Origin of the sequence: Agrobacterium sp. S7/73 (assembly GCF_019355535.1) — a bacterium.
Classification (GTDB): domain Bacteria; phylum Pseudomonadota; class Alphaproteobacteria; order Rhizobiales; family Rhizobiaceae; genus Agrobacterium; species Agrobacterium tumefaciens.
Genome location: NZ_CP072136.1, coordinates 2,224,754 through 2,244,727 on the forward strand (window position 1 = coordinate 2,224,754; position 19,974 = coordinate 2,244,727).

Genomic DNA, 19,974 nt, shown 5'->3' on the forward strand with positions numbered 1-19,974 from the left:
AGGGCTCAACTGCCGGCTTTCCATATGAAAGACGCACTGGTGCCCACCGCTGACACGAGAAAAGGCCGAACGATTGACCGGAATGCCACAGACCCCATTGCTTGACCGGGTGAATTTTCCATCCGATCTCAAGGAGATCGACGATCGCGACCTGCCGGAACTGGCAAGGGAGTTGCGCGACGAGATGATCGACGCGGTGTCGAGCACCGGCGGGCATCTGGGTGCCGGTCTGGGCGTGGTGGAGCTGACGATTGCCATCCACAAGGTGTTCAACACGCCGGAAGACCGGTTGATCTTCGATGTCGGCCACCAATGTTATCCGCACAAGATCCTGACCGGCCGTCGCGAGCGCATCCGCACGCTGCGCCAGGAAGGCGGGCTTTCCGGTTTCACGCGTCGGGCAGAGAGCGAATATGACGATTTCGGCGCCGGCCATTCCTCCACCTCCATTTCCGCCGGTCTCGGCATGGCGGTGGCTGCGGGGCTGGATCAGAGCGACCGCAAGGTTATCGCCGTCATCGGTGATGGCTCCATGTCTGCGGGCATGGCGTTTGAGGCGCTCAACAATGCCGGTGCGCTCGACGCGCGGCTGATCGTCATCCTCAACGACAACGACATGTCGATTGCGCCGCCGACGGGCGCGATGAGCGCTTATCTCGCGCGGCTGGCCTCCGGCCGCACCTATATGGGCTTTCGCGATTTCGGCAAGAAACTCACCGCCTATCTCGGCAAGACCATCGACCGCGCCATTACCCGCGCCGTGACCCATGCGCGCGGTTACGTAACCGGCGGCACGCTGTTCGAGGAGCTTGGCTTCTACCACATCGGCCCGATCGACGGTCATTCCTTCGATCACCTGCTGCCGGTGCTGCGCAATGTGCGCGACAACCAGAAAGGCCCTGTTCTCATCCATGTGGTGACGCAGAAGGGCAAGGGTTATGCGCCAGCAGAAGCGGCAGCGGACAAATATCACGGCGTCAACAAGTTCGATGTCATTACCGGCGCACAGGCGAAAGCCAAGCCGAATGCGCCAAGCTATACCAGCGTGTTTGCCGAAGCGCTTATCCAGGAAGCGACCCTCGACGACAAGATCATCGGCGTCACCGCCGCCATGCCTAATGGTACCGGGCTGGACAAGATGGCCGAGCTTTTCCCGGCCCGCACCTTCGATGTCGGCATTGCCGAGCAGCACGCCGTCACTTTCGCGGCGGGGCTTGCGGCTGACGGTTACAAGCCGTTCTGCGCGCTTTATTCCACCTTCCTGCAACGCGGTTACGACCAGCTGGTGCATGATGTGGCGATCCAGAGCTTGCCCGTGCGCTTCCCCATCGACCGCGCCGGTTTCGTCGGCGCAGACGGACCGACCCATGCCGGCTCTTTCGACACCACATTCCTCGCCACCCTGCCCGGCATGGTGGTTATGGCGGCGTCCGACGAGGCCGAGCTGAAACATATGGTTCGCACAGCCGCAGCCTATGATGAAGGCCCGATTTCCTTCCGTTATCCGCGCGGCGAAGGCGTGGGCGTGGAGATGCCCGCGCGCGGTGAGATTTTGCAGATCGGCAAGGGCCGCATCATCAAGGAAGGCACGAAGGTTGCACTCCTTTCCTTCGGCACACGCCTTGCCGAATGCCTGGCGGCTGCCGAAGACCTCGATGCCGCCGGACTTTCGACCACGGTTGCCGATGCGCGCTTCGCCAAGCCGCTCGACCTCGACCTCATCCGCCAGCTTGCCGCTCATCACGAGGTTCTGGTGACGATCGAGGAAGGCTCTGTCGGCGGTTTCGGTGCACATGTGCTGCATTTCATGGCAAGCGCAGGCTTGCTCGACCACGGCCCGAAGGTTCGGACCCTGACGCTGCCCGACCATTGGGTGGAGCAGGCCAAGCCCGAGACCATGTATGCCAATGCCGGCCTCGACCGCGCCGGCATCGTTTCCACCGTGTTCAATGCGCTCGGCCAGCGTCAGGCCGGCGTCGGTTTCGCCGGCTGACAGCATTACCGGGACAGAAGGCGGGACGACCCGCCTCTGCCTCAGGATGCGGCGCCATCGAGAAAACCGACGACATTTTCAATCTGCCCCTCGGCATTTAGGCTGACGCCATCGGTTCCGCCGGCGACATCTTCTCCGTCAGGCGAAATGAGACGCCATGAAAAACGGGTGAAGTTGCCGTGGCCATCCGGGGTGCCTGTGAGCACAAAGCGATATCCCGGAAATTTCTGCCGCGCCGCCTCGATCATCGCGGCGATCCCCTGCTGCCCCTCACCCTGCATCAAAGGATCTGTATAGCACGCCATTTCAGCCCAGCCTTGGCTGACGAGGCGCTGGCGGCGTTCATCGTTCTCCTCGTTCCAGACAGCGAGGTAGGTTTCGGCGATTTTGAGATGTTGCGTCATGATTGCGCTCCTTTTGGTTGACGGCCTGAGCATGCCGGGGGCTGTGACGCAGAACAATTACCTGCGAGGTAATCGCATTGCCGATATCTTCTGCTAGGCTGCGGGGCATGACACATCATCAAGAACATGTCGGCCAGGTGCTTAAGGAATGGCGGGCGCGCCGCAGATTGAGCCAGCTCGATCTGGCGTCCGATGCCGAGATATCGGCGCGCCATCTGAGTTTTGTGGAAAGCGGACGATCATCGCCCAGCCGTGAAATGCTGGCGAGGCTGGCAGAGCAGCTTTCCATGCCAGCCCGCGCCGCCAACCGGCTGATGCTGGCGGCAGGCTATGCGCCGATCCATTCCGAACGATCACTGGATGCGCCTGATATGACGGCCGTTCGTAAGGCCGTCGAAACCGTGGTGCAGGGCCACATGCCCTTCCCGGCACTTGCCGTCGACCGCCACTGGAATCTGGTTCTTGCAAATGATGCGATCAAATCGCTTCTCGCCGGCATATCCGAAGACCTGCTTCACCCGCCCCTCAATGTATTGCGGCTGAGCCTGCATCCTGATGGCTTGAGTTCACGCATCGTCAATCTTGCCGAATGGCGGCATCACCTGCTGGATCGCCTACGCCGCCAAGTCGAAGAGACCGGAGACGAGACGCTTTCCAGGCTGCATGCGGAACTTTCCGCCTATCCCGCGCCCGCAGCTCCACGGCATTCCGCCGGGGCCGATCCGCTGGCGATACCGCTCGAACTACGCGATCCGTTGTCCGGGGGCGTGCTGCGCTTCATTTCGACCACCACGGTTTTCGGAACCGCCACTGATGTGACGTTGTCCGAGCTGGTGCTGGAATGTTTCTACCCGGCCGACGCTGAGACCCGCGCCGCCCTGATGAACGGTACAAAGGAGTAACTATCCATGCACACCACCTATCTCATCGGCTTCAAGGTCCGTGCCGATCAGCGCGAACGTTTTCTAGGATTGCTGAATGATCTGCTCGACGCCATGCGACACGAGAACACCTTTGTGAACGCAACCCTGCATCGGGACGGCGAAAACGAAAACCACTTCCTGCTGCATGAGACCTGGAGCGATCATAAGGACGTACTCGCCGTTCAGATCCATCGTCCCTATCGGCAGGCTTGGCACGATGCCTTGCCCGAGCTTCTAGATGCCCCGCGCGACATTTCCGTCTGGCACCCCATGCGGGCCGATCACGCCGCGTGAGACTATCATCGTCCCACCAACGCATAGTGCATCAGTGTCGCTGCGAAATGGATATTAGATGAGCGAATGTCCTGCATTTTTCAGCAGAACGAAAGCTTTTTCCAGATCGTTCGATTTCACAAGCAGGTGGTCGCCATCGAAAGTCGAAACCACGAATATACCGATCTCATTGGTCGAGAGCGGCTCGATAACGGACAAGACGATGCCCGTTTCATCGAAGGCAAATGGCCCCTGTAGCTTTAGACAGGACCAACCCGTATCAGATCTGACATGCCCAGGTATACGATCTTCCCGGCAGACGATGGAAAGCTCATCATCGGTCCGGGTGATACTGACGAAGCCACCGCCATCGGCCCAGGCCGGAATGGCTTCAGATGCCTCAAGTCGGGCCACCCCATATGCACCATCCAGAACTTTCAACTTGATCCTAGGTGCCATCTCGAAATCACCTTTGTTGGGAAACTGCGACAGAACGCGTGGTTGAGTGCTCGCGCCGTAAATCTAGCAACAAAAAGGGGGCTTCACAGCCCCCTGATTCACGCTTGATGATCGTGACCGTCAGGCTCAGAACTCCGTCCAGTCCTGATCCTTGGCAGCCGGCGCTTCCGCTTTGCCGCCAAAGGCGCGGGCGAGGCTTTGGCCAAGGGCGCGGGCGGGTGAAGCGACCGGCCTTGCGGTTGTGGAGGCAGGCTTCACTGCGGCTTTTCTGACTGGTGCTGCGGGTGCGGACTGGTAGACAGGCTTCACCGAGGACTGGCGAGGAGCAGAATATCCGCCGGCGCCGGCAACGGCACCTCGAACGCCGCCCACCTTGAACTGGCCGAGCAGGCTATTGAGCGCTTCCGCTTCACGGGCGAGCGAATGGCTGGCGGCGGTCTGCTGCTCAACCATTGCGGCATTCTGCTGCGTGCCCTGATCCATGGTGTTCACGGCCGTGTTGATTTCCTGCAGACCAGTCGCCTGTTCGCGGGCAGCGACGACGATGGCGCTGACATGGGCGTTGATCTCCTCGACTTCTGCCACGATGAGTTCGAGCGCCTTGCCAGTCTCGTCGACGAGGTTGACGCCGTTTTCCACCTGCTGGCTGGAAGCGCCGATCAGCGTCTTGATTTCCTTTGCGGCATTGGCGGAACGCTGGGCGAGTTCACGCACTTCCTGCGCGACGACGGCAAAGCCCTTGCCCGCATCACCCGCACGGGCGGCTTCGACGCCTGCGTTCAGCGCAAGCAGGTTGGTCTGGAAAGCGATATCGTCGATGACGCCGATGATATTGCCGATTTCGCCTGATGATTTTTCGATCTCGCGCATGGCGGCAACCGCCTTGCGAACCACGACGCCGGATTTTTCCGCTCCGCTGCGGGCACGCTGAACCAGATTGCCGGCGTCCTCAGCACCCCTTGCGCTGTCGCGCACCGTGGTGGTGACTTCTTCCAGTGCTGCGGCGGTTTCCTCGATGGAAGCGGCCTGCTGTTCGGTGCGGCGCGACAGGTCGTCGGCAGCAGAGAGCATTTCCGAAGCCCCGGCATTGATTGCAGCGGCATTCTCGCCAACGGCGCGCATGGCCTGCTGCAGCTTTTCGACAGCGCTGTTGAAGTCGATACGGATGGGGTCGATGTAGGAGGCGAACGGCGTTTCGATACGGTAGGCGAGATCGCCTTCCGCCAGAGCCGCAAGACCCTTGCCAAGCTCGTCACGCGCAAGGGCGTTGGCGGCTTCGTCCTGGGCCTTCTCTTCTTCGTTGCGGCGGCGCTCGGTCTCGGTTGCGGAGCGCATGCGCTCGGTTTCGCCGGCAAGGCGGGATTTTTCCAGCCCGGCTTCCTTGAAGACGAGAACGGCCTTCGCCATTTTGCCGACTTCATCCTTGCGGTCGAGAGCCGGAACTTCCGTGGTCATGTCACCATCGGCAAGCCTGCTCATAGCCGCCGTCATACCGACGATCGGCGTGACGATGGAGCGCGACAGCGCCCAGATGAGGGCCACGGCCAGAAGACCGGCAACCGCGCCGCCACCCAGAAGTGCGAGCTTGAGGTTGAGTGCGGCAGCGTCCTGCTGTGCGGCGTAGCTTGCCGACAAGCCGTTCAGCTGGTCCTTGATCTTGGCGGCGGAGGCGCGGAAACCGTCGAGCTGACCCTTGGCCTGATTGCGACCGATCTCGATGATTTCGGAAATCGGTGCTTCGGTCGTCTTGCGGGCGGCAAGCTGCGGTTCCGCCAGTTCCTTGAAGAACACGGTGGCGGATGCCTGCATGTCATCGATGGATTTCAGAATGTCCGGCTGGCCGGCGGCAAGCGCACGGGCTTCACCAAGCTTCTTCAGCATCAGATCGCGCTGGGCGAAAACATCGTTGTAGGTGCTGTCGCTGCGAAACAGCAGAAAGCCGCGCTGGTTGACGGCCTGTTCCAGCATGGCGGCCGTTGCACCGTCAACCGCATGCAGGATGTTGTTGGCCTTGTTGTTCTGGACCGTGACGTGCTCGCTCCCCAGCGTCTGCCAGAAGACCACCGCCGAGGCGAGCAGGCAAACGCCCATCAAGACGCAGAAGGTGACAATGAGCTTAATGTTGATGGGGAAATTTTTTAGCGACATCGCAAACTCTCTCGGCGACCTGATGCCACGGAGCAAGCGTCTGCGCTGCAACGGTCGCAATTTTGGAAATGGGAGGAGATGCCGTCATGGCAGGTTCCGACTGGCCGCACGGGCCTTGCAGACAAAGTGCAATACAAGCCTTTATATTGGATTAATCGCATATGCTGTTTAACGACCACGAAACGACCCTGCGCTGCGGCAAATGGTGCCGTTGCGAAGCCTTGCCCGTGATAAATCGCTTGCATCTGCGGGGTTTGGCGGTCATTGACACGGGACCATGTCCAAAACACCTGAAAATGAACGGCTTGACCAGCTTCTTGTTTCGCTCGGCCACTTTGCCAGCCGCTCGCGTGCGCGCGATGCGATTGCGCGCGGCACCGTGAGCGTCAACGGGAAAACGGCCACAAAGCCCAGCCAAACCGTTGCCGGAAACGTCAAGATCGCCATTACCGATCCGGCGCAGGCCTATGTTTCCCGCGCCGCCCTCAAGCTCACCGCCGCGCTCGATCACTTCGGGCTCGATCCGAAGGGCCATGAATGCCTCGACGTCGGCGCCTCCACCGGCGGCTTCACCGAGGTATTGCTTCATCGCGGCGCAAAACACGTCACCTCCATCGATGTCGGCCACGGGCAGATGCATCCACGGATCGAGAACGATCCGCGCGTGACCAATCTGGAAGGGCTGAATGCGCGCTTCCTGACAACCGACGACATTGATGACCGGTCCGTGGACTTCATCGTCTCCGACGTGTCCTTCATCTCCATAAAGCTCGCCCTTGCCCCGGCACTCGCACTTGCCGCCTCCGGCGCGCAAGCGGTTCTGCTGGTCAAGCCGCAATTCGAGGCAGGCCGTGATGCCATCAGCAAGGCCGGGCTGTTGAAAGAGCCGGAAACGGCGCCTGCCGTTGCTGCCGAACTGGAACGCTGGCTCGTTGAAGACATGGGCTGGAAGAGCCTCGGTCTCATCCCCTCGCCGATTTCCGGCGGCGATGGCAATATCGAATTTCTTCTCGGAGGCGAAAAGCCATGAGCACGCAGACCGTCAGCATCAAGAGCCTTGGCGCCCAAGGCGACGGCATTGCGCACTGTCCCGACGGCCCGGTCTATGTGCCCTTCGCCCTGCCCGGCGAAACGGTGGCCATCGCCAAGGTCAAGGATACCGGCACCATCATCTCGATTGCGGAAGCCTCCGCGGATCGCCGCGAACCCGTGTGCCGCCACTTCGGCCCCGAGGGCGTTAACGGCACCTGCGGCGGCTGTTCGCTGCAGCATTTTGCCGACCAGCCCTACCACGCCTTCAAGCGAGAGCTGGTGGTTTCGGCGCTGAGATCGAAAGGCCTGACGCCGCCAGTAGACGATCTCGTCATCTGTCGCCCCGGCGAGCGCCGCCGCGCGGTGTTTGCCGCCCGCAAGACGGAAAAGGGCCTGCTGCTCGGCTTCAACCAGGCAAACAGCCATCACATCGTCGCCATCGAGGAATGTCCCGTCACCTCGCCCGGTATCGTCGCGCGGCTGGACGCCGTGCGCGCAATCGGCCTTTCCCTTGCGTCGAATGCCGAACCGTTCCGCATGACCGTTCTTGAAACGCTTTCGGGCCTCGACATTTCCGTCGAAGGCATCAAATCCGTCGGCGACAAACAGCGGCGCACATTGACGGAAACGGTGCTGGCAATGCGTGGCATCGCCCGTGTCGCGCTATCAGGCGAAATCCTGATCGAACCGCAAAAGCCGATCATCGAATTCGGCGGCATTCCGGTTTCCCCACCGGCCGGCGGTTTCACGCAGGCAACCAAACAGGCCGAAGACGCCATGGCGGAACTGGTGCTTGCCCATGTTGGCAAATCCAAACGCATCGCCGATCTCTTCTGCGGTTCCGGCACGTTTGCGCTGCGGCTTGCGCGCGCCGGCCGCGTGCATGCGGTTGAGGCAGAGGACAAGCCGCTGAAAGCGCTCGATTTCGCCGCGCGCAACACGCAGGGCCTGAAACCCGTCAGCATCGAAAAGCGTGATCTTTTCCGCCGGCCGTTGATGACGAGCGAAATGAAGAATTACGATGCCGTTGTGTTCGATCCGCCGCGCGCCGGTGCGGAAGTCCAGTGCAAGGAACTTGCGCGCAGCGCGGTGAAGAAAATCGTCGCCGTCAGCTGCAATCCGCTGACGCTTGCGCGCGACCTCGCCATTCTGGTGGAGGGCGGCTATCGCGTCACGCGCGTCACGCCGGTCGACCAGTTCTTGTGGTCGCCGCATGTGGAAGCGGTGGCGACGCTGGAGAAATAATCACCAGGCGGTGTCAACAGTGCCGTTGCCGACCACGCCCGAGCAACGGCAGGCGCCGCCAACGCGGCCCTGCTCGATGGGGCAGACATAGGGCCGACGACGATTGGCGCTGTCCGGTGGAGTGATGACGCAAACGAAACGCGCGCGGCGCTGGCGATCGCGGGAATTGCCGGAGTAATAATTCGGGCTGTCGTCTTGCGTGGACTGCGCCAAAATGACGTTATTGCTCGAACCCGGCAAAGGCACGGTCGCCGCCGCCTCTGCGACAGTCGCAGCGGAGAGGAGGACGGTCAGGGCGAAAACAAAGTGACGCATGGCGGGTGGCCTTCGAAGGATGACGTTGCGTTATCTAACCCAAGCCATATTACCCGGTTCCTTAACCGCAAGGAATTCCTGCCGGAACGCTTAACGCCGCATGAATGCCTCGAAAGCGGCCCGCGCCTCGGCACTCTGCAATTGCGCGGTGAAATGGCGGGCTTCCTCATCGATGCGGGCCAGCACATCTGCCGGATTGCCGCGCACGAGATCGCGGGCAATCTTCAGCGCCTGCTGCGGCTTGGCGGCAAGCCGCGTGGCAAGCGCCAGCGTTTCGCTTTCGACATGTTCCGGCGCCACGACTTTCCAGATCATTCCGGCCTGCAAGGCCTGTTCGGCGGTAAAACCTTCGCCCATGGCCAGCAGGGCAAAGGCGCGCTGATGGCCGATGAGCTTTGGCGCAAGCAGGCTGGACGCAGCTTCCGGCACCAGCGCCAGATCCACAAACGGCGTCTTGAACAGGCTGCGGTTGGAGGCAACGGTCAGATCGCAATGCAGGTTCAGCGTCGTGCCGATGCCGATGGCCAACCCATCGACGCCCGAAACCAGCGGCTTTTCGAAGGTTGCCAGCGCCTTCAGAAGATCGAGCACCGCGAGCTTGCCCTTTGCACCAGACATGGCGAAGGCAAGAAAATCGGCCATGTCATTGCCGGCGGAAAAGCAGCCTTCCGTACCCAGAAACGCGACGACACGGATATCCGGGTCTGCATTGGCGGCCTTCAGAGCCTCTGCCATGCGCAGATACATTGCATCGGTGATGGCATTTTTCTTTTCCGGCCGGTTGAAGCGGATGGTCATAACGTCAGGCGCATGACTGACCCGCTCGACTAAAATATGGTCGTCCGACATGGTTTTCTCCTTAACCCAGTACGGCGCGGGCGGCGGCAAGGCTTGCTGCACCGGCAATGACGCGATCCCTCAGCGCTGCCGTTTCCGCCAGCAGGTTTTCCGCCGCAAACCGGCAGAGCGATGCGCGATGCGCTCCCCTGCCGTCATCCACCTGGGCCAGGGCGCCCTTGGCAAGATAGGCTCCGGTGAGCGCCAGCCCGAAGAGGCGCTGATAGGGCGTGGCACCGGCGAGCGCGGTTTCGGTTTCGCCCGCTTTCAGGCGTTCCAGCAACCAGTCGGTCGCCGTTTCTAGATCGGTGAGACTCGTTTCGAGATAACGGGCAGTCTCGCCGAGATCACTGCGGTTCGAGGCAGCAGTTCGGGCGACGATTTCACGCAATTCTGCGATGAAACCGCGCACCTGTGCGCCATCGGAAAGCGGCAGCTTGCGCACCACCAGGTCGATCGCCTGAATGCCGTTGGTGCCTTCGTAGATCGGCGCGATGCGGGCATCGCGCAGGTAACGCGCCGCACCGGTTTCCTCGATGAAACCCATGCCGCCATGCACCTGAATGCCCATGGAAGCGACATCGACACCGGCATCGGTGGAGAAGGACTTGGCGATTGGCGTTAAAAGAGCTGCGCGCTCCTGCCAGTGAGCGCGTTCAGCCACGTCCTCGGCGGCATGCGCCATATCGATGGCGTGGGCGCAGTTGAAGGAGATGGCGCGCGCACCTTGCGTCAGCGCTTTCATCGTCAACAGCGTACGGGCGATATCGGGATGCTCGATGATCGGGCTCATGCCCGAACCCTGCCAGCCGGGCGCCTTGCCCTGCGTGCGTTCCCTGGCGTATTCGATTGCCTTCTGTGTCGCCGCCTCGCAGATCGCCACGCCCTGCATGCCAACGGCAAGGCGGGCGTTGTTCATCATGGTGAACATGCAGGTGAGACCCTTGTTCTCCTCGCCGATCAGCCAGCCCAAGGCACCCTTCTCTTCGCCAAACTTTCCGTCCCCGAAGATCATCGTGCAGGTGGGCGAACCGTGAATGCCGAGCTTGTGCTCCAGCGAATGGCAGAAGACGTCGTTGCGGCTGCCCGGCGTGCCGTCGTCTTCGGGCAGGAATTTCGGCACGAGGAACAGCGAAATTCCGCGCGTGCCGGCCGGCGCATCCGGCAGGCGGGCGAGAACGAGGTGGATGATATTGTCCGCGGCGTCATGTTCGCCCCAGGTGATGAAAATCTTCTGCCCGAAAACGCGGTAGGTGCCGTCACCATTACGCTCGGCACGGGTTTTCAGTACGCCAAGGTCCGATCCCGCATGCGGTTCGGTGAGGTTCATCGTGCCGGTCCATTCGCCGGAGACGAGTTTGGGAAGATAGATGCGCTTCAGGTCGTTGCTACCGTGGGCAACGAGAGCTTCCACCGCGCCCATGGTGAGCGTCGGCGCAAGCGCAAAAGCCATGGAACCGGAATTCCACATTTCGAGTGCGGCGACGTTCAGCATATGCGGCAGGTTCTGGCCGCCGAATTCTTCCGGTGCGGTGAGGCTGTTCCAGCCGGCCTCAGCCCAGCGCCGGTAAAGATCGGCCCAGCCGTCCGGCGTTGAGACCTTGCCGTCGCTCAGCCGCGCGCCCTGTCGGTCGCCTATATCGGCAAGCGGCGCGACCTGCTCGGTGGCGAAACGGCCGGCCTCCTGTAATATGGCATCGACCACATCTTCACCGAGGTCTCCCAGAGCACCTCTGGACAACGCGTCTTGCAGACCCGCCACATGTTTGAGTGTAAAGGCGATATCATCCACCGGCGCGGTATACATGCTGCCTCCTCCCGAAGCTCTTGCCTATCGTGCTGTTGCTTTCGGGCTAAATGATTTTTACGTAAACGTCAATTTGAAAATTCCCGCCTTTTCAGCGGGATTGTTATAAAACTGTCATATGAATTTGCTCAGCATGCGCTGACAGGTGCCGTGCCACCGCTGCCGTTTCCGTTTTGGGGCGACGGACGCCTCCCCTCCCATTCCGCCGGTCAGGACTGCCACGATGGATCTCATAACGCCCGCTATCCCCGGCCTTGTCTGGGCCTATCAATTCCACCCCGGAACGGCGCCATGCCGGCGGCTTGCGCCCGATGCGGGCTTTGGCGAGATGGCGCAATGCGAGGGCTTCTTCTGGCTGCACCTCAATCTCGCGGATCAGCGGGTGGCGGGCTTTCTCGAAACGATCGATGGTCTCGATCCGGCAGCGCTGGCAAGCCTCACCACCCATGAAACCCATCCGTCCATCACGGTGGATGAAAAGTCACTTTATGGAACGCTGGTCGATTTCCAGCGCGAGTTCGATCAGGAAACGCGTGATTTCGGTTGGCTGCATTTCGCGGTCAGCGACCGTTTCATCATTACCACCCGTCTGCAACCGTTGCGCTCAGTGGACCGGCTGAAAGCGGCAGTCGACAAGAATTCCAACCGCTACCTCACGCCGGCCCATGTCTTCGAAGGCCTCGTCGCGGAGTTCCAGCGTTCGCTGATCAGCCTGGTGATGGAAACGACCGAAGAGCTGAATGCCATCGAGGATCTGGTCTATGACAGCGAAAACCGCGACGAGCGGCGGCGGCTTGCGCCGCTCAGGCGCACGGTCGTTCGCCTCCACCGGCATCTGCGCACGGTGCTCACCCTGATGCGGCGGGCGTCTGCCGCCGATGAGGACGAGATGCCTGACGGTTTCGAGGATGTCGCCTCGCGGCTGATGGGCCGCCTCGAGGCCGTCGATCACGATGTCTACGCCCTTCAGGAACGCGCAAGGCTGCTGCACGAGGAAATCGATTCCAAGCTCTCGTCCGAAACCAACCGGCATCTTTATATCCTGTCGCTGATGACGGCATTCCTGCTGCCGCCATCGCTGGTCACTGGCTTCTTCGGCATGAACACGGATGAGTTGCCATTTACGGTCGGCACCGGCGGCACGATGGCGGCCAGCATCTTCATCGTGATTTCGGTTATGCTTGCCTGGTTCGTGCTGAAGCGGGCGCGCATTCTGTGAAAACAAAAAGCCGCCCGTATCCGGGCGGCTCGTAATAACTATCAGGCTGGTCAATCGCTACTCCGTCTTGCCGGATGAAGGCCGGAGTGACGGAGTAGTGCTATCAGCTGTAAGGCGAATAGCAGGGCTGGCGTGGGCCATTGTAGGGCTGGAACGTGTTGCTATAGGCATCGTAGGACCGATACCGGCCATAGCACCAGTTCACATGCGCCTGGCTCATGCCGGCACGACGGACCGGACGATATTCGCGGTAGACCGGACGCGGGCGATATTCCGGAACCGGACGGTAGACTTCGCGCGGCTGCGACAGTGCGCCGCCGATGATCGCGCCCGTCGCAAAGGCTGCGAGCGGGAACCAGTAACCGTCGTGGTGACGATAACCCGGGCGGTAGTCGCGATAACCGCGATGGCCGCCGTACCAGCCGCGGCGTTCGCCGCCCCAGCCGCCACGATTGCCACGATCGCGCCAGTATTGCACATTGACGACATTCTTGCCGGCATCGTTACCCAGGGTCTCGACACTCTTCGGCGCCATCAGCAATGGCATTGCCTCAGCGGGAACAATCGCTCCTGCAACCACGATTGCAGAAAGACCGACAGCCAGGATATTCTTCACATAGCTTCTCATCTGACTTCCTCCATTCACGACGGTCGACAGGCCGTTGCACGTGAATAATTACACCTTTTTCTTTTTATCCAGCCAGTTTGTCGGTGCTGGCTGGAACATCACAGGTTGCAGGCTAGGCGCTTTCGCCTGAACCCAGCATTAACGGCGTTGTCACGCTTCGGTTACCGAAACTCGCCACCCGAAAACAAAAGCCCGGATCCGATCCGGGCTTTCGAAAGGCGTGCTTAACGGCTGTATGGAGATACGCATACACGACGCGGACCGCTGTTCGGCTGGTAGCTGTTATCGTAGGCGCGGTAAGAGCGCCAACGATTCTGGCACCAGGCAACATGGCTGCCGCCATAAGCCGGTCTCGGCTGCGCCATGGCACCGCCAATGATTGCGCCAGTGGCGAATGCCGCCAGCGGGAACCACATTCCGTTGTGATAGCGGTAGCCCGGACGGCGGTCGCGATAGCCGCGATGGCCGTTATAATATCCGTCCCGCGACGGGCGCGGACGATACATGCGGTCGCCGTATCTACGGTCACCTCGGCGGTCCCATTCACGATACTGCACCGGCACTACATTCTCGGTTGAGATTGCCGGTTTCGCCATCGGAACAGGTGCCTGGAACGCCTGCGACGGCGTGAAGCTTGTCAGGAACAGGACAACCGCCGTAGCGACGCTCGTCGTGCGGAAATTCATCATGATCTTTCCTCCGTTTGCTGTAGCGCGTTGAACCGCGCTTTCTAACTACTCGGTCTTGTCGGAGGTAGGGGCAGCCCCATTGAAACACCCGAAAAGAATTCGATGACGTGCAAACGAGTTTTAAGACCTTTGGTTCCGGTTCAAAAATAGATTCCCGCATAAGACGCAGGATTTCGTGCGCTCAGGCTTCCACCTTCACGTCGGTCAACGGCCGCGAGCAGCAGGCGAGAATATAGCCTTCATCGATTTCGTCATCGAGAATGCCGCCATTGTGGTTCATCTCCACCTCGCCGGAGAGCTTCAGCACCCGGCAGGTGCCGCATATCCCCGATTCGCAGGCGGCACCGATGCGCACACCGGCGGCGCGCGCCGTCATCAGAACGGTCTGGCCGGGCTGGCACGGCACCTCCTTGCCGGAAAGCGTAAACCCCACCATCGAGAGTGCTTCGCCATCCGCCACGGTGTGAATACTCTCGCCCACAGCAACCGGGGCGGCTGGCGAAAAGCTTTCCTGGTGGTAACGGCTCATGTCGAAGCCGGAAGCATCCAGCATGGAGCGGATGGCGGCCATGAAAGGCTCCGGTCCACAACAGAACACCGTGCGATCCATGAAATCAGGCGACAGAAGCGCAATCTTGGCCTTGTCGACCATGCCCTTCAAGCCGGACCAGAGATCAGTGCGGCCGCAATTTTCCACGATGAAACCGAGCGACAGTTTCGGCATGAAGCGGGCAAGATATTCCAGCTCGTGACGGAACACGATATCGGATGGCGAGCGCGAGCAATTGATGAAGGCGATGTCACTCTGCGGCGCGCGGTCGCTCATGTCGCGCACCATCGACATCATCGGCGTCACGCCGGAGCCGGCCGAGATGAACAGGTATTTGTCGCCGGGATGCCGTACATAAGAGAAATCGCCGAGCGGGCCGAGCGCCCGGATTTTCATGCCGGGCTTCAGATTGTCGAACATCCAGCGCGTGCCGATGCTGGTGGCCTGCGCCTTGACCGTGACCGACAGCGCATAGGGCCGCGACGGGCTGGAGGACAATGTGTAGGTGCGGTAGAGCGGCTCCTTGCCTACCGGCAACTCCAGTGTCACGAACTGGCCCGGCAGGTAACGGAACCAGTTCTGATCCTCCGACCGGAACAGGAATGTCATCACGTCAGGCGTCTCGGGCGTCACCGAAATGCATTCCAGTAGGTGAAGCTTATCGCTCCACGGCTTCATCTCGTCTATGTGCTTGTAGGTCACAGCCATATTCATCTTCGCGTTACGCTACTGCCGAAAGGCGGGCCTTGTCGCCCGACAGCCGGTCAACCATGAAATCGGCATACCAGTTGACGAACTGCATCACGCCGCCCTCGTCTTCCATGGAATAGGGGCCGGGCTGGTAAGCGGGCGAGCGGATGCCGAAGGCGTTTTCCTCGACGATGCGGCGGTCCTGATCGTTGGTTTCGTTCCAGACGTGCGTGAGATCCTCGAGATCGTAATCCACACCTTCAACCGCATCCTTGTGCACCAGCCATTTGGTAGTGACCATGGTCTCATTGGCGTTGAGCGGCAGCACGCGGAAGGAAATGGTGTGGTCGCCGAGGAAGTGGTTCCAGGTCGTCGGATAATGGAACAGAAGCAGCGCGCCGATATGGCTGATGCTGACATCATCCGAAAGCGGCCGGCGCACGGCGCGTTTTCCCGACATGGTGTAGCTTTCCGCCTCGCCGATCAGCGGCATGCGGGCAACACGGAACTGGCCTTTCGGATCGATCTTGAAGCGGCTCGGCAGGCCGGCAGCCTCGCAGCGCGCCCAGTGGCCACCGATCTCGGGATCGCTTGCACCACCGTCCGTACCCGTAACGCTCGGGTTTTCAGGATAGGTGCGGCAGAGTTCCGGATGGTTGGCGGCGCAATGGTAGCACTCGCGGTTGTTTTCCCAGACGAGTTTCCAGTTACCCTTTTCGATGATCGTGTTTTCATGCGCGACCTTGGCTTCCCAGATGCGATGCGGCGCCATGTAGCTTTCGACCTCGGCGCGCATCGGCGCGAAATCGGCGGGCTGGTCTGCCAGGCAGATGAAGACGTAACCGGCAACGGTTTCGCAGTGGACCGGCTTCAGGCCGAATTCAGCCTTGTCGAAATCATCGCCCATATGGCGGGCAAACAGCAGCTTGCCGTCCAGATCGTAGGTCCACTGGTGATAGGGACAGACGAGGCGTGCGGACTGGCCCTTATGAGAAGAGCATACGCGGGAACCGCGATGGCGACAGGAATTATGGAGGGCGCGAATCTGTCCATCGCGACCGCGAATGATGACGACGGAATAGGCGCCGACCTGAACGGTGATGTAGTTACCGGCCTTCGGCACTTCGCAATCATGGCCGACAAACAGCCAGTCGCGGTACCAGATGGTTTCCATGTCCAGATTGAAATAATCCGGGTCCGTGTAGAAAGACTGTTCCAGGCTGAAGCCTTCGCGGCGGTTCTTCAGCTGACGCAGTACGGTATCACGCAATTCCATGGCCAAATCCTCGATCAAACCGCCCTGCCCCACACCATTTATCGGACTGCGGAAGTGTGATCCCATCTAAACATCAGCGTTCATTTGCGGTAGCGCAGACAGCGACATCGGCTTCCGCATTGGCGACAAATTGCGACATGCGCCAATGGCCGTTGCACGCCATTCCGCTGCGAAATCCGGCAGCTATTCCCCGCCGGAAACCACGTCGCAATATGACGGATGATGTCGCGCAGCTCCCTCTCTACCCGTTAAAAAACGGGGGTTGTGGCGCAACGGAGTTTTAACATGCCCTAAACTATATTGCCTGATCGACAACAACGAGGGCGTTCCGGGTGGAGAAGGCGACACGCATACGTTATTTCGATGCCGGCAAACATTCGGTCACGCCGATACGTTCAAAGACCGCGCATTCGGATTTCCTGCGAACCGGGCGCATAAGCCGCTACGAAGAACGCTGGCTGCCGAGGGAACGCGTCTATTACAGCCATGAAGAAGTGGCGGCGATGACCGGACGCAAGCTCGAGGCTGCTGCCGATGCCACCCATAGCCGTCTCAATGGCTTTCACCAGTCCATCCGTTTTCCCAAGATGGTTTTCCACCATCTGCTGGATGAGCGGCCGCATCTCGGCTATTGCCATGTCACGGCAGCGAAAACCAGTTTCGACGCAGAGCGCCATGTGCTCTGGTCATTCTATTTCGCGAATTTCTTCGCCGAGTTGAGTGGGGCCGAGAACTTCTTCGAAAACATCGATGCGCGCTATTCGCGGATGTATTTCGCAGTCGCCATCAACGCGCTTCCAAACAAGAACGTCGCCATCGATACCTCCTTCCATCGCGGCGGCCTGCTGTTCCAGACCCACGACCCGCGCGTAGCGCTCAAAAACGTGCTTATGCTCGGCGCCCGCTCGGACGAGATGCGCAAGATCATCAAGGCAATATAAAAGCCACGATAGCGCTTTCCATAAGGCCCTGAAATACGCTATTGACGCCCTGAAAGGCAGCATCATGGCGCGTCATATCGATATCGAAAACGAGCGGGAAACCGCCTTGCAGGCGGCTGTCGAGGAGCTTTCCCGCGGCCAGCCAATCGCCCTGCCCACGGAAACCGTCTACGGCCTTGCTGCGGACGCCACCGATCCGGCGGCCATTACCCGCATTTACGAAACGAAAGGCAGGCCGCAGTTCAATCCGCTGATCTGCCATATGGCCGATATCGCCATGGCCGAACGTTATGCGGTTTTCGATCCCGTGTCGCGACGCCTCGCCGAAGCCTTCTGGCCCGGCCCGTTGACGCTGGTTCTGCCACTGAAACCGGCAAGCGGCATTCACTCACTCGCAACGGCCGGGCTCGATACCGTCGGCATTCGCGTTCCGCAGGGTTTCGCCGGTGATCTGATCCGCCGGTTCGACAAACCTCTTGCTGCGCCCAGTGCCAATAGTTCAGGCAAGATCAGCCCCACTAGTGCCGCCCATGTCGAGGCTGATCTCGGTAAAAGGATCAACCTCATTCTTGATGGCGGTGCTGCCTCCGTCGGTGTCGAATCCACCATCGTCAAAGTGGAAGACGACGGGCGGGTGCGGCTGCTTCGTCCCGGCGGCATCGTCACCGAGGAGATCGAGCGCATCACCGGAACCCAGCTCGAACGGCCGGAAAAGGCATCAGCTGCCATCGAGGCACCCGGAATGCTCGCCTCGCATTATGCGCCCGGTGCAGCCGTTCGCCTCGACGCGACGTCCGTTTCTTCCGACGAGGCACTGATCCGGTTCGGCGGCATCGCGGTTGAGGGACAAGAGACGGCCCGTACCGTTCTCGACCTCAGCCCTTCCGGCGACCTTGCCGAGGCGGCCGCCAATCTGTTCGATTATCTCAAAGCGGCCGATGCGAGCGGTGCCGCGACAATCGCGGTCACAACCATTCCCGCCCACGGTCTTGGAGAGGCGATCAATGACCGCCTTTCCCGCGCCGCCGCGCCGCGAGGCTGACGGTACTTCACCATTTCGCCCACCGTTTCAAATGACAGCGAGACGCCAATGACAATCGCAGCCCCCTCCTCCGACATCCTCGACCGCTTCACTGCCATTGTCGGCGAAAAAAACGCGGTGCGCGACGCTGTGGAAATGGCGCCGCGTCTTGTGGAGAATCGCGGGCTTTACCATGGTGCGTCACCGCTGCTGCTCAAGCCCGGCACTGTCGAGGAGGTTGCAGCCATCCTGAAGCTAGCCAGCGAGACCGGCACGCCCATCGTGCCGCAGACCGGCAATACCGGCCTTGTGGGTGGCCAGACGCCGCGTGCTGACGGAACCGACATCATCCTCTCGCTCGAGCGTATGAACAGTATCCGCGACATCGATCCGGTCGCCAACACCATCGTTGCGGATGCCGGTTGCATTCTCGACGACATTCACAAGGCCGCATCGACCGTGGAGCGGATGTTCCCGCTGTCGCTCGGTTCGCAGGGCTCGTGCCGCATCGGCGGTAATCTGGCCACCAATGCCGGCGGCACGGCAGTTCTCGCTTATGGCAATATGCGCCAGCTTTGCCTGGGGCTTGAAGTGGTGCTGCCGACAGGTGAAATCTGGGACGGGCTTCGCCGGCTGAAAAAGGACAATACGGGTTACGATCTGCGCGATCTCTTCATCGGTTCGGAAGGCACGCTCGGCGTTATCACCGGTGCGGTGCTGAAGCTTTTCCCCGTGCCGCTCGGCCATCAGGTGGGTTTTGCCGGTCTTCGATCCACCGACGATGCGTTGAAGCTGTTCGAAATGGCCTCGAACCTCTGCGGCACAGCGCTGACCGGTTTTGAGCTGATGCCGCGCATCGGCGTGGAATTCACCGCCAAACATATTCCCGGCGTGCGCGATCCGCTACAAACGCCGCATGACTGGTACGCGCTCATCGATATCTCCACCTCCGATTCGGCTGAGACGGCTGAAACAATGATGCAATCGCTGTTGGAGCGCGGTTTTTCGGCCGGGCTGGTCGAGGATGCGGTGATCGCTTCATCGGAAGCGCAGCGCCAGGCGCTCTGGCATATGCGCGAAAGCATGTCGGATGCGCAAAAGCCGGAAGGCGGCTCTATCAAACACGACGTTTCCGTTCCGGTGTCGAAGATACCGGAATTCATGGCAACGGCGGAAAAGGCCGTTCTTGCCGCCATTCCCGGCGCCCGCGTCTGCGCCTTCGGCCATCTGGGCGATGGCAACATCCACTACAATATTTCCCAGCCGGTTGGTGCAGACAAAGCTGAATTCATCGGTCGCTGGCGGGATATGAACGAGATCGTGCACGGCATCGTGCTGTCGCTCGGCGGCTCAATTTCGGCCGAACATGGCATCGGCCAGTTGAAGCGCGACGAGCTGGCCGCTATCAGGCCTGGCATCGAAATGGACCTGATGCGACGCATCAAACACGCCTTTGACCCCGCCGGCATTATGAACCCCGGCAAGGTGATCACCGCCCGCTAGGGACAGCAGCTTCATCATCGT

General features: G+C 60.6%; 19 protein-coding genes. 9 read left to right on the forward strand and 10 right to left on the reverse strand.

Annotated elements, in window-relative coordinates:
- Positions 1 to 73 precede the first annotated feature (73 nt).
- Positions 74 to 1,993: a 1-deoxy-D-xylulose-5-phosphate synthase gene (dxs, locus tag J5276_RS11075; protein ID WP_003511745.1), complete on the forward strand. Its 1,920-nt coding sequence runs from the start codon at positions 74 to 76 to the stop codon at positions 1,991 to 1,993.
- A 41-nt stretch (positions 1,994 to 2,034) separates the two neighbouring features.
- Here the strand turns inward: dxs and J5276_RS11080 are convergent, their stop codons facing one another.
- Complete coding sequence (locus J5276_RS11080; protein WP_112155202.1) at positions 2,035 to 2,397, reverse strand: nuclear transport factor 2 family protein; 363 nt, start codon at positions 2,395 to 2,397, stop codon at positions 2,035 to 2,037.
- A 107-nt stretch (positions 2,398 to 2,504) separates the two neighbouring features.
- Here J5276_RS11080 and J5276_RS11085 point away from each other — a divergent pair, with 107 nt between their 5' ends.
- Entirely contained in the window at positions 2,505 to 3,299 is a 795-nt protein-coding gene (locus tag J5276_RS11085) for a helix-turn-helix domain-containing protein (protein ID WP_003511741.1), read from the forward strand.
- Positions 3,300 to 3,305: 6 nt separating this feature from the next.
- The gene (locus J5276_RS11090) at positions 3,306 to 3,614 is read left to right on the forward strand and encodes a putative quinol monooxygenase (RefSeq protein ID WP_112155201.1); all 309 of its coding nucleotides are present in this window, start codon (positions 3,306 to 3,308) and stop codon (positions 3,612 to 3,614) included.
- Positions 3,615 to 3,668: 54 nt separating this feature from the next.
- Here the strand turns inward: J5276_RS11090 and J5276_RS11095 are convergent, their stop codons facing one another.
- A complete protein-coding gene (locus J5276_RS11095; protein WP_003511736.1) occupies positions 3,669 to 4,052 on the reverse strand; it encodes an ACT domain-containing protein in 384 nt (127 codons plus the stop codon).
- A gap of 126 nt (positions 4,053 to 4,178) precedes the next feature.
- Complete coding sequence (locus J5276_RS11100; protein ID WP_112155200.1) at positions 4,179 to 6,200, reverse strand: methyl-accepting chemotaxis protein; 2,022 nt, start codon at positions 6,198 to 6,200, stop codon at positions 4,179 to 4,181.
- Positions 6,201 to 6,477: 277 nt separating this feature from the next.
- Between J5276_RS11100 and J5276_RS11105 the strand changes: the two genes are divergently transcribed.
- Together J5276_RS11105 and J5276_RS11110 are read left to right on the forward strand one after the other, a co-directional pair.
- Positions 6,478 to 7,230 (forward strand): TlyA family RNA methyltransferase, encoded by a 753-nt coding sequence (locus J5276_RS11105; protein WP_019564205.1) that lies wholly within the window; start codon positions 6,478 to 6,480, stop codon positions 7,228 to 7,230.
- Positions 7,227 to 8,477, forward strand: coding sequence for a class I SAM-dependent RNA methyltransferase (locus J5276_RS11110; protein WP_112155199.1), 1,251 nt, complete (start codon positions 7,227 to 7,229; stop codon positions 8,475 to 8,477). Before J5276_RS11105 ends, J5276_RS11110 begins: the two co-directional genes overlap by 4 nt.
- On the opposite strand, the gene J5276_RS11115 is transcribed toward J5276_RS11110, so the two are convergent.
- From J5276_RS11115 to J5276_RS11125, 3 genes are all read right to left on the reverse strand, one after another.
- On the reverse strand, positions 8,478 to 8,792 hold the full coding sequence (locus J5276_RS11115; protein ID WP_003511727.1) for a hypothetical protein: 315 nt from the start codon (positions 8,790 to 8,792) through the stop codon (positions 8,478 to 8,480). It abuts the gene before it with no gap.
- Positions 8,793 to 8,882: 90 nt separating this feature from the next.
- Entirely contained in the window at positions 8,883 to 9,641 is a 759-nt protein-coding gene (locus J5276_RS11120; protein ID WP_019564207.1) for a crotonase/enoyl-CoA hydratase family protein, read from the reverse strand.
- A gap of 10 nt (positions 9,642 to 9,651) precedes the next feature.
- Positions 9,652 to 11,436 (reverse strand): acyl-CoA dehydrogenase, encoded by a 1,785-nt coding sequence (locus J5276_RS11125; protein ID WP_112155198.1) that lies wholly within the window; start codon positions 11,434 to 11,436, stop codon positions 9,652 to 9,654.
- 223 nt (positions 11,437 to 11,659) lie between these two features.
- Here J5276_RS11125 and J5276_RS11130 point away from each other — a divergent pair, with 223 nt between their 5' ends.
- Positions 11,660 to 12,655: a transporter gene (locus J5276_RS11130; RefSeq protein WP_003511722.1), complete on the forward strand. Its 996-nt coding sequence runs from the start codon at positions 11,660 to 11,662 to the stop codon at positions 12,653 to 12,655.
- Between the two features lie 103 nt (positions 12,656 to 12,758).
- Here J5276_RS11130 and J5276_RS11135 read toward each other — a convergent pair whose 3' ends face one another.
- The 4 genes from J5276_RS11135 to J5276_RS11150 all read right to left on the reverse strand — a co-directional run bounded on the left by J5276_RS11135 (position 12,759) and on the right by J5276_RS11150 (position 16,488).
- Positions 12,759 to 13,283: a BA14K family protein gene (locus J5276_RS11135; RefSeq protein WP_174011259.1), complete on the reverse strand. Its 525-nt coding sequence runs from the start codon at positions 13,281 to 13,283 to the stop codon at positions 12,759 to 12,761.
- Positions 13,284 to 13,507: 224 nt separating this feature from the next.
- Positions 13,508 to 13,972 carry a BA14K family protein gene (locus J5276_RS11140; protein ID WP_003511718.1) on the reverse strand — a complete coding sequence of 155 codons (465 nt, stop codon included), beginning with the start codon at positions 13,970 to 13,972 and terminating at the stop codon, positions 13,508 to 13,510.
- A 181-nt stretch (positions 13,973 to 14,153) separates the two neighbouring features.
- Positions 14,154 to 15,236: a hybrid-cluster NAD(P)-dependent oxidoreductase gene (locus J5276_RS11145; RefSeq protein WP_013635587.1), complete on the reverse strand. Its 1,083-nt coding sequence runs from the start codon at positions 15,234 to 15,236 to the stop codon at positions 14,154 to 14,156.
- A 7-nt stretch (positions 15,237 to 15,243) separates the two neighbouring features.
- Positions 15,244 to 16,488 (reverse strand): aromatic ring-hydroxylating dioxygenase subunit alpha, encoded by a 1,245-nt coding sequence (locus J5276_RS11150; protein ID WP_112155297.1) that lies wholly within the window; start codon positions 16,486 to 16,488, stop codon positions 15,244 to 15,246.
- A 332-nt stretch (positions 16,489 to 16,820) separates the two neighbouring features.
- Here J5276_RS11150 and J5276_RS11155 point away from each other — a divergent pair, with 332 nt between their 5' ends.
- From J5276_RS11155 to J5276_RS11165, 3 genes are all read left to right on the forward strand, one after another.
- On the forward strand, positions 16,821 to 17,429 hold the full coding sequence (locus J5276_RS11155) for a DUF6656 family protein (protein WP_013635584.1): 609 nt from the start codon (positions 16,821 to 16,823) through the stop codon (positions 17,427 to 17,429).
- Positions 17,430 to 17,493: 64 nt separating this feature from the next.
- Positions 17,494 to 18,471 carry an L-threonylcarbamoyladenylate synthase gene (locus tag J5276_RS11160; RefSeq protein ID WP_112155197.1) on the forward strand — a complete coding sequence of 326 codons (978 nt, stop codon included), beginning with the start codon at positions 17,494 to 17,496 and terminating at the stop codon, positions 18,469 to 18,471.
- 48 nt (positions 18,472 to 18,519) lie between these two features.
- Positions 18,520 to 19,953 carry an FAD-binding oxidoreductase gene (locus J5276_RS11165; RefSeq protein WP_112155196.1) on the forward strand — a complete coding sequence of 478 codons (1,434 nt, stop codon included), beginning with the start codon at positions 18,520 to 18,522 and terminating at the stop codon, positions 19,951 to 19,953.
- The last annotated feature ends 21 nt before the right edge of the window (positions 19,954 to 19,974 follow it).

What these genes read in the sequence shown, in the direction of transcription:
- J5276_RS11140 (WP_003511718.1), bottom strand. Translation starts at nt 13,972, where the DNA reads ATGATGAATTTCCGCACGACGAGCGTCGCTACGGCGGTTGTCCTGTTC.
- J5276_RS11095 (WP_003511736.1), bottom strand. Translation starts at nt 4,052, where the DNA reads ATGGCACCTAGGATCAAGTTGAAAGTTCTGGATGGTGCATATGGGGTG.
- J5276_RS11145 (WP_013635587.1), bottom strand. Translation starts at nt 15,236, where the DNA reads ATGAATATGGCTGTGACCTACAAGCACATAGACGAGATGAAGCCGTGG.
- J5276_RS11085 (WP_003511741.1), top strand. Translation starts at nt 2,505, where the DNA reads ATGACACATCATCAAGAACATGTCGGCCAGGTGCTTAAGGAATGGCGG.
- J5276_RS11115 (WP_003511727.1), bottom strand. Translation starts at nt 8,792, where the DNA reads ATGCGTCACTTTGTTTTCGCCCTGACCGTCCTCCTCTCCGCTGCGACT.
- J5276_RS11105 (WP_019564205.1), top strand. Translation starts at nt 6,478, where the DNA reads ATGTCCAAAACACCTGAAAATGAACGGCTTGACCAGCTTCTTGTTTCG.
- J5276_RS11090 (WP_112155201.1), top strand. Translation starts at nt 3,306, where the DNA reads ATGCACACCACCTATCTCATCGGCTTCAAGGTCCGTGCCGATCAGCGC.
- J5276_RS11110 (WP_112155199.1), top strand. Translation starts at nt 7,227, where the DNA reads ATGAGCACGCAGACCGTCAGCATCAAGAGCCTTGGCGCCCAAGGCGAC.
- J5276_RS11150 (WP_112155297.1), bottom strand. Translation starts at nt 16,488, where the DNA reads ATGGAATTGCGTGATACCGTACTGCGTCAGCTGAAGAACCGCCGCGAA.
- J5276_RS11135 (WP_174011259.1), bottom strand. Translation starts at nt 13,283, where the DNA reads ATGAGAAGCTATGTGAAGAATATCCTGGCTGTCGGTCTTTCTGCAATC.
- J5276_RS11120 (WP_019564207.1), bottom strand. Translation starts at nt 9,641, where the DNA reads ATGTCGGACGACCATATTTTAGTCGAGCGGGTCAGTCATGCGCCTGAC.
- J5276_RS11125 (WP_112155198.1), bottom strand. Translation starts at nt 11,436, where the DNA reads ATGTATACCGCGCCGGTGGATGATATCGCCTTTACACTCAAACATGTG.
- J5276_RS11130 (WP_003511722.1), top strand. Translation starts at nt 11,660, where the DNA reads ATGGATCTCATAACGCCCGCTATCCCCGGCCTTGTCTGGGCCTATCAA.
- J5276_RS11100 (WP_112155200.1), bottom strand. Translation starts at nt 6,200, where the DNA reads ATGTCGCTAAAAAATTTCCCCATCAACATTAAGCTCATTGTCACCTTC.
- J5276_RS11165 (WP_112155196.1), top strand. Translation starts at nt 18,520, where the DNA reads ATGACAATCGCAGCCCCCTCCTCCGACATCCTCGACCGCTTCACTGCC.
- J5276_RS11080 (WP_112155202.1), bottom strand. Translation starts at nt 2,397, where the DNA reads ATGACGCAACATCTCAAAATCGCCGAAACCTACCTCGCTGTCTGGAAC.
- J5276_RS11160 (WP_112155197.1), top strand. Translation starts at nt 17,494, where the DNA reads ATGGCGCGTCATATCGATATCGAAAACGAGCGGGAAACCGCCTTGCAG.